We start from the raw sequence: 13,031 nt of genomic DNA, 5'->3' as shown, positions 1-13,031 counted from the left end.
CTTATGAAGCTTATCTCTTGGAATGTAAATGGAATTCGAGCCGTTTTGCGCAAAAATTTCCACGATTTTATGAATACTCATCAGCCGGATATTCTTTGTTTGCAAGAAACTAAGGCCAACAAAGAACAAGTGGATATCGATTACGAAGAATACCATCACTATTGGAATTCGGGAAAACGTCCGGGCTATTCAGGCACTCTTTTGCTGACAAAGCAAAAACCACTCGAAGTTCACTTTGGGATGAATCTTCCTGAACATGATGAAGAAGGCAGGGTGATTACCGCTTTGTACAAAGATTTTATTTTGGTGAATGTGTATACACCAAATTCTGGAGATAAACTTCAGCGTCTTGGCTATCGTCAAGTATGGGATAAAGTATTTGTTGAATATCTTGATGCATTACAAAAGAAAAAACCCGTCATTCTCTGCGGTGATTTAAATGTAGCAAGAAATGAAATTGACTTGGCGCGGCCTGATCAAAACCACAACAGCGCTGGTTTTACCGACGAAGAGCGAGAAGGTGTGGAAAGACTTTTTGCTGCGGGATTTTTGGATACCTTTCGTGAATTTCATCCGGATGAGCCAGACCATTACACATGGTGGTCGTACAGAACTGCTGCGAGAAAACGAAATGTTGGGTGGAGAATTGATTATTTTTGCGTTTCGGCTGCTTTAAAAACTGGGCTTAAAGCTGCTGACATTCACTGCGATGTATTGGGTTCTGATCATTGTCCAGTTGGATTAACCTTAAATGTTTGAGTCGCATTTTCCCTTTAAGTAGAGCCTTAAGAAAGATTTGACATGAAAGACATTCTCTTCCTTTTTCTCAAACTAGGTGCCTTTGCTTTTGGTGGGCCAGCTGCGCACATTGCGTTGATGCAACATGAAGTTGTGGCCAAAAAGAAATGGATTAGCGACGAACATTTTCTTGATTTAGTTGGTGCAACCAGCCTCATCCCCGGCCCCAATTCTACCGAGATGGCTATGCACTGTGGTATGGAACGCAGAGGTTTTGCGGGGCTTTTGCTTGCGGGCACTGCATTCATTCTTCCTGCAGCCCTTATCACACTTGCGTTTGCGTGGATGTATGTTCAGTATGGAGCTCTTCCTCAGGTGGCGCCATTCTTCATTGGCTTGCGGCCCGCTGTGTTGGCGCTTATCCTCAGTGCTGTGTACACCTTGGGGAAAAAGGCGCTGAAGTCGTGGCAGCTTGGAATAATTGGAGCCATGGTTTTTGCTCTCAACTTAGGTGGTGTTAGTGAAATTGTAGCTTTGCTGATTGGTGGAATTGTTGGTGTTGTATGGTTTCAAATGCGTGGGCAAAAACTGCTTTCGTTTTTTTCACTTGGCGCACTTCCCGTTTTAAGTTCATCGGCAGAAAGCTTGCCAGTGCTAGCTCAGCTGCCGCCAAGCTTGTGGCAGCTTTCGCTTTTTTTCTTAAAAATAGGGTCTGTTCTTTTTGGAAGTGGTTATGTGCTTATTGCCTACCTTGAAGGCGAAATGGTGCAGCGCTTTCACTGGCTCACACAAACACAATTGCTGGATGCTGTTGCTATAGGTCAGTTTACGCCGGGCCCGGTTTTAACCACGGCAACCTTTATTGGATTTCAGCTTCAGGGTTTTTGGGGAGCAATTCTTTCAACAATCTGTATTTTTCTTCCTTCGTTTTTCTTTGTGCTTGCCCTTAATCCCTTTATTCCAAAACTTCGAAAATCCAAACTGGCCTCACGATTTTTAGATGCCGTAAATATAAGTGCCATTTCACTTATGCTTGTTGCTTGTGTGGGAATTGTAAAAACAAGCCTGTGGGGAAATCCTGTCCAGATGCTGATTGCAGCTGTGGCAACGTTTCTTTTGCTGGGATGGAAAAAACTGCATCCCATTTGGATTATCGTTTTTTCTTCGCTTGGTGGTGCCTTTTGGCACTTCTTTTTTGCTGCTTGACGGGAAGCTGTCAAGCCGGCTAGGTAGACTCTCATTACAAACGGAAGGGGTTTTTTATGTCTCAGATTACACCAGTACTGAAAGAACAAGTAGAGAACGCTTTTAAATACAGAGGGAATGTTACGGTTACGCTTTCCGACAATTCAAAAGTGGAAGGATATTTGTATAATCGCGAATATGAGAATGCTCGTGCATCAGATGAAAATTTTATCGACCTTTACCTTGCTGGAAGTGGCGACCATGCACGCTACAATCTTTTTCAAGTAGTCTCTGTAGAGCTTACAGGAGAAGACCTTGCGGCCGGTAAGTCGTATCAAGAATGGTTAGAAAAAAAGCAAAAACAAGATGCATGCAAAAATGCCTAAAGTTTTTAAGGAAATTTTATGAGCTTTTCTTTCGAAGAATCACTGCAACTTTCACACGATGAACAGTTTGCGAAGTATGCGCAGTTTGTAAATCCGCAGTTCGCACGCGTGTTGAAAACTATTGGCTTCGACAAACAATACGTGCGAGCTGAAGGCTGCTATTTGTACGATAGCAAAGGCGAGAAGTACCTCGATTTTCTTGCCGGTTATGGAGTGTTCAACGTTGGGCGAAATAATGCGTACGTAAAGGATGCCCTAAAATATGCGCTAGATGCAGATTTCCCAAGCATGGTGCAAATGGATGCGCCACTTCCGGCTGCAGTTTTGGCTGAACGCTTGTTAGAAAAAGTAGGCGGAAAAACGCAACGTGTTTTTTGGTGCAATTCTGGAACTGAAGCGGTTGAAGGTGCGCTTAAGTTTGTGCGCAAAGCCAGTGGGCGTCAGCGCGTGCTTTACTTTGATCATGCGTTTCATGGTTTGACCAATGGTTCGCTTTCAGTAAATGGCAACAAAGAATTCAAACGAGATTTTGGCCAATTGCTGCCAGCTTGTGTTGCTATCCCACTTGGTGATCTTGATGCCCTCGAGCGAGAGCTGCGCCATGATGACGTTGCAGCACTCATCATTGAGCCCATTCAAGGCAAGGGCGTCTACGCCGAAGAACCTACGTACTATCAAGATGCCGAAAAATTGTGCCGTCATTACGGCGCATATCTGATTGCCGACGAAATTCAAACGGGCATGGGCAGAACCGGAAAATGGTTTGCGCATCATGCTTATGATATTACGCCCGACATTGTGCTTGTGGCTAAGGGCTTGTCTGGTGGCTACATTCCCATTGGTGCTGTTTGTTACAGTGAGGAAATCTACAATAGAGTCTTTCGCAGCATGGATGAATGCGTTGTGCATTCATGTACGTTCGGCAGAAATCATTTGGCGATGATTGCTGGACTTGCAACGCTGGACTACATGGAAGAAACCAAGCTGGTAGAAAATGCAAAACTTCGTGGCGAAGAAATCAAATCTCGCATTCTTGCGATGAAGCCGAAGTATGAAATGCTTGCGGATGTGCGTGGTGAAGGGCTGATGCTTGCCTTTGAGTTTGGCGAGCCAAAGTCGATGAAGCTAAAAGCTGGTTGGAAACTGGTGCATGCTGTAAATGCTGGACTCTTTGGACAGATGGTAGTGATTCCACTTATGCGCGATCATCATGTGCTCACACAAGTAGCTGGTCATAACATGGATGTGGTGAAGGTTTTGCCTCCACTGTGCATTGGTGAAGCGGAAGTGAATCAGTTTGTAAATGCCTTCGAACAGGTGATGCAGCTGTGCCATACGTTTCCGGGTTCCATTTGGTCTGTGGGAAAAGATTTGGCCATTGCAGCGGCAAAATCTGCGCGTATGCGCTCTTAAAACCGCCTTCTCTTTTTTCCGGTACTTTCCCCTTTACTTTAAAAAGCCGAGCTGGCACATCCGCTTCAAATCTTTTGATAATTGAGAATAACAGCTGGCGTACTGCTCTCGTCATTTACGGACGAGGCGGTTGAGAAAAAGCCATAGAACCTGCTCGAGGTAATGCTCGCGAAGGGAGCCTGGATGAATCCTTTGTTTTCATTTCGTTTACCAACAGTTCGGAGTTTCCTTGCGCCGTTTGCATTTTCTGCGGCCATGTCAGCTTGTCTTCCATCATCACAGCCAGAGCGAAGAGTGTCAGCACCATCTGCTGCAAGTCTTGTTACTAGAGATGCTCCTGATTCTACATTGAGATCATCGATGTCGACTTCGCCAGCTTATGCACTTCATCTTTTTGGGAGAGATACTTGTGGTCCAGCTCTTGGGCTTGTTGCTACTCATCCGGAAGCAGTGGGAAGATATCAAAGCAATCTTGTTCGGCTTACACACGAACCCGCATCACCCATATTTTCAGGTGGAGTGCGGAAGATGTATGAATCACATACCTTTGCTGGCCGAGTGGCTGGTCGCATGTTTTTGGGAAGTGATGCTGGACGTGTGGGAAATCTTAGCCCGCAAGACTTGGTGCACTTGGAAGCTAGGGGACATCAACTAAAAGCACAGGCGGGAAGGCTTAGAGTGCATGCTGCTGGAACTCGGCTCGGTTTTGATGTTGCAGCGCTTACAGCGGCAGTGGCTGTTCCTGGGGCATCACTCAATTTCAAACAAGCGTTCGCAGTTACTTCTGACATGGCTGCAATGGGTTCTCGTCTGCTTGCAGAAGTGTTTTATCAACGAGGCAACACATTGTTTAAAGAGTTGGTCCTCAGTTCCGAAGCAGCTTTAGAGAGTCAGACATATCGAGCTTTTACGAGACATCAATTCTTACATTTTTTAGGCGGAGGTCTCCTTATTACTGCCGGAGCTTGCCGATTGGGCTTTGAGTGGAAACAGTATCATGAAAATAGGCAACGGTTTGGATCGGAAGCAGCGTGGGAAAACTTGAGTGGAAGTAATGTGGCTTTTTCATTTTTTGATGTTGGATATGGGACAGGAGCTATTGTGTATTGGCTTCATTTGGTGAGAGAGGCGAGTAAGTCAGAAAGTTCCTTAGACAAAATTAAAGTTTTTTCCAATGAGGTTGGGCAAAGTATGAGAATGCAAAACACCTTTCGGTTTTTAGGTGGTTTTGGAGCAGTATGTAGTTTTTATATAAACTCTCAAAGCATGATTGAAGTGGCTTTGGATCCTCAGATTGATTTTCAGAAAAAAACTTATCTTCAAGTGTTAAACCTTTTAGGTCTCCTCGGAAGTTTTTTTTGGTTCAGTGCCTCGATGTTAGTAACAGTAGCCTCAGCGCCGGTGAGACAAAAAATGAATGGGTACGCTTACATGGCTTTCGTTTTACAAAGCCTTCTTCCTTTAATGTCCACCCCTTACGGAATGGTAATACCACTCGCGGCTGTTCCGGTAGTGAGGTGGTATCAGAGGTCAAAACAGGAAACGGAAGGCTTTCATTCCTCCCCTTAGATTAAGGGGAGGTTAGGTGGGGTTATTGTTTTTGTACTCAAAAAACATAACTCCCCCAGCCCCTCTTAATCTAAGAGGGGAGAAGATTGTTAAGCAAAAAATTCCGAATTCTACATCAGCTGTCGCAACACATACTGCAAAATGCCGCCGTGTTGGTAAAACTCAAGTTCGTCTGAAGTGTCAATTCTGCACAGAAGCTTTACATCTTCGCTGCTGCCATCGTTACGTTTGATAGTGCAGTGAAGTGACATGCCGGGAGTAAGGCCGCTTGCTAATCCTGTAATGCTAAAGGTTTCCGAGCCGTCAAGTTTTAGGGTTTTTCGTGTTTGACCTTGCGTAAATTGTAACGGCAATACACCCATACCAATAAGGTTTGAACGATGAATGCGTTCGAAGCTTTCTACAATCACGGCCTTTACGCCAAGTAAGTTGGTTCCTTTTGCAGCCCAGTCTCGGGAAGAGCCCGTGCCATACTCTTTTCCTGCAATGATCACTAACGGTGTTTTTGCTTTTTGATATTCTATAGCAGCTTCGTAAATAGGCATGATGGAACCGTCGGGAAGTTTTGTGTAGCCACCTTCTTTTTCGGGAACCATTTCGTTTCGAATTCTAATATTTGCAAATGTTCCGCGCATCATCACTTCATGATTTCCGCGACGAGAACCGTAAGAGTTGAAATCAACTGGTGCTACTCCTTCGTGCTGTAAATACATGCCGGCAGGAGAGTCAGCTTTTATCGCACCTGCAGGCGAGATGTGGTCTGTGGTGACAGAGTCGCCAAGCACTGCCAACACTTTTGCACACGTAATGTCGGAGATTTTTTGAGGCTTAGCATTCATGCTCACAAAGTAAGGTGGATTTTGAATGTAGGTACTTTTGTTGTTCCAAGGATAGGTGAGTGAATTGGTGCTTTTTATTTCTTTCCATTCTTTTGGACCAGTGAACACGTCGGCGTAGCGTTTCAAAAACATTTCTTTGTTAACGGCTTTTTCAACGGTAGCTTGAATTTCCGCGTTGCTTGGCCAAATGTCTTTAAAGTAAACATCATTTCCATTTTTATCTTTCCCCAAAGATTTTGTGGTGAGATCGCACTTCATATTTCCAAGAAGAGCATAAGCAACAACAAGAGGAGGTGATGCAAGATAGTTTGCTTTGCAATGCGGGTTGATGCGGCCTTCAAAGTTTCTATTTCCTGAAAGCACTGAGCAAACCGTGAGATCTTCTTTCATCACAGCGTTTGCAATGGCTTCTGGAAGTGGGCCAGAGTTGCCGATGCACGTGGTGCAGCCATATCCCACAAGGTTGAATCCAAGTTGATCAAGATAAGTTTGTAGCCCCGCTTTTTCCAAATAGTCGGTGACTACTTGTGATCCGGGCGCTAATGAAGTTTTTACCCAAGGTTTTACCTTTAGCCCTTTTTCTACAGCTTTTTTGGCAAGCAAACCGGCAGCAAGCATTACGGAAGGATTTGAAGTGTTGGTGCAACTGGTGATTGCTGCAATAACGATGCTTCCGTGATCAATGTGATAATCTGTTCCTTCTACAAAACTGTTTTTGGAAAGAAAGGTTTCATTTTTATTTTCAAGATGTCCACCTTCTTCAAGCATGTCTGAAGATGCTGTTCCGGTTCCATTTTTTGGAAGCGAAGAATGAAGAAGCGCTTTGAATGTTTCTGATGCTTGCGACAGCAAAACGCGATCTTGCGGGCGTTTGGGGCCAGCGATGCTTGGAAGAACACTTTCTAGCTGAAGTTCTATGGTGTCTGTGAAAACAGGTTCATTGCCATCTCTCCAGAGCCCTTGGGCTTTTGCATAGGCTTCTACAAGAGCAACATATTCGCCGCGGCCAGTAAATTCGAGATAACGTACTGTTTCTTGATCGACCGGGAAGAATCCGCAGGTTGCTCCATATTCTGGCGCCATATTGGATATGGTTGCGCGGTCAGCCAGGCTTAGGTGTTGTATTCCGTCGCCATAAAATTCGACAAATTTTCCCACCACACCTTTTTGTCGAAGCATTTGTGTAACCGTTAAAACTAAATCGGTAGCTGTTGTTCCTTCGGGAAGTGTTCCCGTAAGCTTCATGCCTACCACCTCTGGGATGAGCATGGTGACTGACTGTCCCAGCATTGCCGCTTCAGCTTCAATGCCGCCAATGCCCCAACCTAAAATACCAAGGCCGTTAATCATCGTGGTGTGGCTGTCAGTTCCTACAAGCGTATCAGGATATGCAAATGTTTTGCCTTCGCTTTCCTTTGTCCACACTACTTTTCCCAAGTGCTCTAAATTTACTTGATGGCAAATCCCTGTTCCAGGAGGAACCACGCGAAAGTTTTCAAAGGCATTTTGTCCCCAGCGCAAAAATTGATAACGCTCTTGGTTGCGTTGCATTTCTTTATCAACGTTTGCCTGAAACGCATGAACGTTTGCAAATTCGTCAACTTGCACGGAGTGATCAATAACAAGATCGACAGGGGTAAGTGGATTAATTTTTTGGGCATCAGCTCCAAGGTGTTTCATGGCATCGCGCATTGCTGCCAAATCAACAACAGCGGGAACGCCAGTAAAATCCTGCATCAGCACGCGCGCGGGATGATAGGCAATATCGGTGTCAGAACGTTTTGTCTTAAGCCATGTTGAAAAGGCTTCAATTTGCTTTTTGTTTACGGTGATTCCATTTTCATGACGAAGCAAATTTTCGAGCAAAACCTTTAAGGTTTTTGGAAGCTGTGAAATATTGTTCAAACCATTTGCTTCAGCTTTTTTGAGATTGTAAAAGTGATATTCTTTTCCTTCAACGGAAAGAGTGTCTAAGCATGAAAAACTATTATGTGGCATAAAATTCTCCTTCAAGATTTAGCAACAAGCAATGTCTGTTGTTTCTTTTTTGTTTTCGTCTGTGTTGCAGTTGAATAATCCAAAGTGATGTTGTGTGTTTCCATTCACTTCAAAGTGAGATGCAAAGCGGGTTTGCTGCAACATGCTTGCAGTGTTTCCGCAGACCGACATCCATTTTTCGGTTTCAAAAAGATGATGATCATCGAGCTCAAAAAAATGAGGGTGCTCTGAAATATTGCCTAAATATTTCGCCGTCTGGCCATAATCTTCGCAGCGATCTTCAAGTTCAAGTTTGAACGCGCGAAGGGTGATGGAATCAAAATGGATTGGGCCTAGCTTTGCTGCAAGTTCTGGATTGTGAATATCGATGCGGTTTTGTTTTACCACGCGGTAGTCTTTGCAGTTTAAGTGTGAAAGCAAACGTCTGAAGTCTTCAGTGTATAAGGCTCCACCTAAACACTCGCCGTGTAAAACAGGGTCGGTTGCTAATGCAGATGGGATGCGTCTATCCGAGAAGACGTCGGAGAAAAAAAGTTCACCACCAGGCTTCAGCACTCGGAAAATTTCGGCAAAGACTTTAGCTTTATTTGGCGAGAGATTGATGACGCAATTTGAAACCACAAGGTCTACGGAATTATCGGCAATGCCGAGGCTTGCGAGGTCTTCAATGTATCCTTGGTGAAACTGAACATTTGATTGTTTGTAGCCAAAAGCCTCTTGATGAAAGGCTTGATATTTTTTTGCTACTTCCAATTGCTCGTCTGTCATATCTACGCCAATGACATTTCCGTGTTCGCCAACTAAGGCTGAAAGAAGATAAACATCTCGCCCCGACCCGCAACCAAGATCTAGCACGGTTTTCCCGGTGATGGCAGGTGGAATGGGTGAGCCGCAACCATAAAAGCGTTCTTGCACTTCAGGATGAATGAGCTGCATAATTTTCTGGTGATGACGTGGAAGAGATTCAGCGGTGCAGCAAGCACTGGTTTTGAGATCACTGCTTTTTTGCAGCACTTTTCCGTAGTAATGCTTGATATTGTCTAAATCGAGAACAGGCAAAGAGGCTGTATTCATGGGAATGTCCTTTCACGCCACGCTTTCTAGCCATTCTTCCAGTGAATGCAATCTCTTTTCCAACAGTTTCTCTACTTATCTCGATGTGTTTTTACATAATAATCCACAGACAACTCTCCTGACCCGCGAATGCTAAAGAGCACGAGAAGAAATAAGACTAGCGCCGATAATTCAAATTCTGGCGTTCCGCCCATTTCTGAAAAAAGAGGCATGTGCACAAAAAATACAGCTCCGAGCAATGCTGGAACTTGGATGAGAGCTGCGATGCGTGTGAGCAAGCCAAGTGCTAAGAAGAATCCGCCAGCAATGTGCGCAATAATAACGTAATGCGCGATGAAGGCTGCATAGCCCCAAACATTTCCACTGCTGTTGATGAGGTCCATCAACGTTTCTTGATGGATGGCGAAAAAGTACGCTTTCACCATGAGGGCAATGCCAAGATAGATGCGAATCACGTCGAGAAAAGCGTTCTTTTCTCTCAAAAATGTAAGTCCTTTTTTCAACACCATGACGAACCTCCTTTTGTGATGACGAGAAACAGGTTTAGTGTAACAGATTTTTGAAGCAAATGGTCAAGAGAAAACCTATTTAAACCATTGAAAAATAACAAGAAAATAATTTAAAGCTTTCATTGCTATTGGCAAAGAACTTGCCTATAGCTCCTTCCCGAGAAAGTATTCTCAGAGGAGGAAATATGCCAATACCAAGCGTGGGCGATAAGGCTCCAGATTTTACCCTTCCGGCAAACGATGGAGCCCGCTTTAGTTTAAGCGAGCAAAAAGGGAAAAAAGTGGTGCTCTATTTTTACCCGAAAGATGACACTCCAGGATGTACTACGCAGGCGTGCGATTTCCGTGACCTGAGAAATGATTTTTCGCAGCGAAATGCAGTGGTGGTGGGCATAAGCAGAGATGGCGCAGATTCGCACCAGGCTTTCATTCAAAAGCATCAGCTCAATTTTCGATTGCTCACCGATGCAGATACCAAGGTGCACAAAATGTACGGGGCGTGGGGCGAAAAAAATAATTATGGAAAAGTGACGACGGGCGTTTTGAGAACAACCGTTCTTATCGATGAAGAGGGAAAAATTCTTTCGCTCAAAAATAATGTGAAGGCAACAGGAAATGCAGAGAAAACCTTGGGTTTGCTAGACAGCCTTGTGAAATAAAAAAAGGAAATGACCTTGAATATAAAAGAATGGAAAATAATTATTATGCTCTCGGCCTACGTGCTGGTGATTTTTTTGGAGCAAATTTTTCCTTATTTTAAAAACTATAAGCAATTGCTAAAGCACGATCTGCGCAACTTTGCTTTTGCTCTGTTTAATGCTCTTGCGGTAGCGCTGATTTTTTCTGGTAGCTATGTCCTCTTAACGCAGTGGACTGAACAACATGCTTTTGGTTTGCTGTGGACTGTTGAGCTTGCGTCGTGGCAGCGTTTGCTGTTGGCGCTCTTGCTTTTTGATGCTTGGATGTATGCGTGGCATAGAGCAAGTCATCGCATTCATTTTTTGTGGCGTTTTCATCGTGTGCATCACACCGATAGACAAATGGATGCATCCACTGCACTTCGTTTTCATGTGGGAGAAATTTTTATTTCGTTTTTAGTGAGGCTTCCAGTTGTGGCTTTGTTGGGGTTAAGCTTGTTTGAATTGCTGATGTATGAAGCCTTGCTTCAGCCCATTATTATTTTTCATCATAGCAATGTTGCGCTTCCAGAAAAAATTGATCGCGTTTTGAGAAAAGTGATTGTGACGCCAAATATGCACAGAGTGCATCATTCCGACGTTCCGCGTGAAACGCATTCAAATTTTTCAAGCATTTTTTCGTGGTGGGATAAGATTTTTAGCAGCTTTCAGTTTCGTGAAAATACGCATGAAATCCAATTTGGGCTTCCCGATCGTGTGGAAGAAAAAGATCAAAGTGTTCGTGGGATGATTATAGATCCGTTGAGAAATAATTAAGGATTCGTGTTGAAAAAACACAAAAGAAATGGAGGGGGGAGAGAGTAGAGAGTTAAGAAATGGAAGTACAAAACACAATTGCTTGGGAAAGCTTGAATCATCAAGAATTGCTCCAGATGCGTATTAAGGATCTTGGCCTTTCAATAGAAAAAAGTTCTCTCAATACTATTGTTCAAAAATTATATGCAGAGCTTGATGCTCATGGTCTGCTTTTTCATCCTCAGTGTTACTTGGGCGACGAGTGGTTCTGCCCGGATAGAGTTCCTCTTATTAGTATTCCGTTTTATCTTTCGCATCCAACCCTTACTCAGCTTGAAATAAAAATGATGTTGGAGTGCGAAGGCAGTGATGATGATGACTGTCTTCGCTTGCTTCGTCATGAATGTGGACATGCACTTAATTACGCTTTTACTTTGTGGCGTCGTAAAAAATGGAAAGAAGTTTTTGGCGATTTCAACTTGCCTTACGAAGACACATACAAGCCAAAACCTTTTAGCAAGCAGTTTGTGCGTCATCTTGATGATTGGTATGCGCAGTATCATCCCGATGAAGATTTTGCAGAAACCTTTGCGGTATGGCTTGATCCTGAATCAGATTGGAGAGAGGCTTATAAAAGTTGGGGCGCAATTAAAAAGTTGGAATATGTCGACCAGTTGATGAAAGACTTGAAGGGCGTTGCTCCAAAAGTTACAGGCGGAAAGAAAATATGTGATGCAAAATATATGACCTCAAAGTTGAAGACGTATTATGATCGAAAGCAAAAGCGCTGTGCATATGATCTTCCGGGTTTTTACGATCAAGACTTGAAACGAATCTTTTCAAGTGGCCACAAAGAAAGTGAATTGGCGGTTCGTTTTTTGAGAAAAAATCGAAAACAAATTGTGTCTTCTGTTTCAAATTGGACGGGCGAATCAAGTTTTATGATTAGTCGTTTGTTGCATGGTTTGGAAAAACGCTGCAAAGAATTAACTTTGTTGGCATCGCCAAAATATGATCAGCAAATCACCGAAGTAGTTTCGTATCTCACCGTGCTCACCATGAATTACCGCATGACCGGAAAGTTTGAGAAGAAGCTTTGAGACCGCAATTTTTTCCCCTCTTAGATTAAGAGGGGGTAGGGGGAGTTAGAGTATTTTTATCTTTTGTCCCATTGCACTCTTGGACCATTATACTATTAAAACACGTTATGGTGGTCTCTCTCAAAAAGCAGCATGAACTAGAAAAGTGGATGGAAGAGCTTGGTATAAAAGAGGCCGAGCTTGAAGAAAAATTTATTCGTTCTCAGGGGAAAGGCGGACAGAATGTGAATAAGCTGTCCACGTGCGTTTTTCTGCATCATCTTCCCAGTGGCATTCAGGTCAAATATCAGAAAACACGTTCTCAGGCCGACAATCGTTTTTTTGCACGGCGTCTTTTGTGTGAAAAACTTGACACCCAATTGAAAGGTGAAGCCAGCAAAGAGCAGCAAAAAATTGAAAAACTTCGCCGACAAAAACGAAAACGATCAAAGCGCGCTAAAGAAAAAATGTTAGAGAATAAAAGAAAAACTTCCGAAAAAAAAGAAACCAGAAAAAAAGTGATATTATAACTTTCGATTCGTCTTTTTCGCTAATGCTCGCAGTGAGTGCGATGATCTTCTCTTTGTCATCCTCTGGCTTGACCAGGGGATCCACAATTCTCACAGCTCTTCGTCATCCTGAGTGAAGCGAAGGATCTCTTCTGACAATTGGCCGAGGAGATTGCCACGTCTTGCTTCGCAAAACTCACAATGACAGTACGGGAGAAGAATTGTGGATCCCCTAAATTCACAAACGAAGTGCAACACTTTATGGATAAGGTGTTGCCATGGGAACCTACTACAAACAA

11 protein-coding genes and 1 riboswitch are annotated in these 13,031 nt (G+C 43.6%); of the genes, 8 read left to right on the top strand and 3 right to left on the bottom strand.

Annotated features, from left to right (window positions below):
* Nucleotides 1-3: 3 nt before the first annotated feature.
* The 4 genes from xth to COV43_07580 are packed head-to-tail and all read left to right on the top strand — an operon-like array spanning nucleotide 4 to nucleotide 3,722.
* Complete coding sequence (gene xth / locus COV43_07595) at nucleotides 4-759, top strand: exodeoxyribonuclease III (GenBank protein PIR24963.1); 756 nt, start codon at nucleotides 4-6, stop codon at nucleotides 757-759.
* Nucleotides 760-801: 42 nt separating this feature from the next.
* Nucleotides 802-1,944 carry a chromate transporter gene (locus COV43_07590; protein ID PIR24962.1) on the top strand — a complete coding sequence of 381 codons (1,143 nt, stop codon included), beginning with the start codon at nucleotides 802-804 and terminating at the stop codon, nucleotides 1,942-1,944.
* A 56-nt stretch (nucleotides 1,945-2,000) separates the two neighbouring features.
* Nucleotides 2,001-2,309, top strand: a complete 309-nt coding sequence (locus tag COV43_07585; GenBank protein ID PIR24961.1) for a hypothetical protein — start codon at nucleotides 2,001-2,003, stop codon at nucleotides 2,307-2,309.
* An 18-nt stretch (nucleotides 2,310-2,327) separates the two neighbouring features.
* Nucleotides 2,328-3,722, top strand: coding sequence for an aspartate aminotransferase family protein (locus COV43_07580; protein ID PIR24960.1), 1,395 nt, complete (start codon nucleotides 2,328-2,330; stop codon nucleotides 3,720-3,722).
* Between the two features lie 85 nt (nucleotides 3,723-3,807).
* A riboswitch (TPP riboswitch) is annotated at nucleotides 3,808-3,917 on the top strand.
* A gap of 1,484 nt (nucleotides 3,918-5,401) precedes the next feature.
* On the opposite strand, the gene acnA is transcribed toward COV43_07580, so the two are convergent.
* The 3 genes from acnA to COV43_07565 form a co-directional block, all read right to left on the bottom strand.
* A complete protein-coding gene (gene acnA, locus COV43_07575) occupies nucleotides 5,402-8,128 on the bottom strand; it encodes an aconitate hydratase AcnA (protein ID PIR24959.1) in 2,727 nt (908 codons plus the stop codon).
* 18 nt (nucleotides 8,129-8,146) lie between these two features.
* Nucleotides 8,147-9,202 (bottom strand): methyltransferase type 11, encoded by a 1,056-nt coding sequence (locus COV43_07570; protein PIR24958.1) that lies wholly within the window; start codon nucleotides 9,200-9,202, stop codon nucleotides 8,147-8,149.
* Between the two features lie 71 nt (nucleotides 9,203-9,273).
* A complete protein-coding gene (locus COV43_07565; protein PIR24957.1) occupies nucleotides 9,274-9,711 on the bottom strand; it encodes a DoxX family protein in 438 nt (145 codons plus the stop codon).
* A gap of 185 nt (nucleotides 9,712-9,896) precedes the next feature.
* Between COV43_07565 and COV43_07560 the strand changes: the two genes are divergently transcribed.
* From COV43_07560 to COV43_07545, 4 genes are all read left to right on the top strand, one after another.
* Nucleotides 9,897-10,370 carry a thioredoxin-dependent thiol peroxidase gene (locus COV43_07560; GenBank protein ID PIR24956.1) on the top strand — a complete coding sequence of 158 codons (474 nt, stop codon included), beginning with the start codon at nucleotides 9,897-9,899 and terminating at the stop codon, nucleotides 10,368-10,370.
* A 9-nt stretch (nucleotides 10,371-10,379) separates the two neighbouring features.
* Complete coding sequence (locus tag COV43_07555; GenBank protein ID PIR24955.1) at nucleotides 10,380-11,165, top strand: fatty acid hydroxylase; 786 nt, start codon at nucleotides 10,380-10,382, stop codon at nucleotides 11,163-11,165.
* Between the two features lie 59 nt (nucleotides 11,166-11,224).
* Entirely contained in the window at nucleotides 11,225-12,244 is a 1,020-nt protein-coding gene (locus tag COV43_07550) for a hypothetical protein (GenBank protein ID PIR24954.1), read from the top strand.
* Nucleotides 12,245-12,351: 107 nt separating this feature from the next.
* Nucleotides 12,352-12,753, top strand: coding sequence for a peptide chain release factor-like protein (locus tag COV43_07545; protein PIR24953.1), 402 nt, complete (start codon nucleotides 12,352-12,354; stop codon nucleotides 12,751-12,753).
* Nucleotides 12,754-13,031: the final 278 nt, after the last annotated feature.

It is taken from the genome of Deltaproteobacteria bacterium CG11_big_fil_rev_8_21_14_0_20_42_23 (assembly GCA_002796345.1).
Taxonomy (GTDB): domain Bacteria; phylum UBA10199; class UBA10199; order 2-02-FULL-44-16; family 2-02-FULL-44-16; genus 1-14-0-20-42-23.
Note: the sequence above shows the minus strand (reverse complement) of the source record. Positions and strands in the feature narration are given on the sequence as shown.